The 408-nt window shown below is 71.3% G+C and carries 1 protein-coding gene and 1 pseudogene; both read left to right on the top strand.

Translation table 11 applies throughout. The features are described 5' to 3' along the window. Positions 1-10 precede the first annotated feature (10 nt). The gene (locus G6R25_RS31125) at positions 11-139 is read left to right on the top strand and encodes a hypothetical protein (protein WP_419469420.1); all 129 of its coding nucleotides are present in this window, start codon (positions 11-13) and stop codon (positions 137-139) included. Further along, positions 136-408: pseudogene (locus G6R25_RS24650) on the top strand (protein spdB); the annotation flags it as partial. The gene G6R25_RS31125 and the pseudogene G6R25_RS24650, both read left to right, overlap by 4 nt.

Below are 408 nucleotides of genomic sequence, written 5' to 3'. Positions count from 1 at the left end.
CGGCCAGGAGATCGGTGTTGCCACCGGGCTGCACAAGGGCACCGTCAGCCGGACCGTCACCGCCCTCCTCACCGCCGGCCTGCTCACCCGCACCCCGGGCGGCATCCTCACCACCAGCACCGGAGAGGTGTCGGCATGAGCCGCAAGCAGTGGACCTGCGCCCCCGCGGCGGCGATGACCGTCGTGTCGATGGCTCTGACCCTCGCTGTCGTCATCGGTTGGCTCGGTGCTCTGATGTCGTGGCCGGTGGCCACCGTCGTCGGCCTGGGCATGGACGGCGGCTGGCTGGCCACCCTCGCCTACGAACGGCGCCTCGCCGCCCAAGGCGACCACTCCGGTGTGGTGTCCGGTCTCGGTTGGACCTTCGGCCTGCTTGCCACCGGCGTCCTGGTCGCCCATGCGCTGGTT

It is taken from the genome of Candidatus Frankia alpina (assembly GCF_902806485.1).
Classification (GTDB): domain Bacteria; phylum Actinomycetota; class Actinomycetes; order Frankiales; family Frankiaceae; genus Frankia; species Frankia alpina.
The sequence above is the reverse complement of the archived record's forward strand: the minus strand, read 5'-3'. Positions and strand labels throughout refer to the sequence as shown.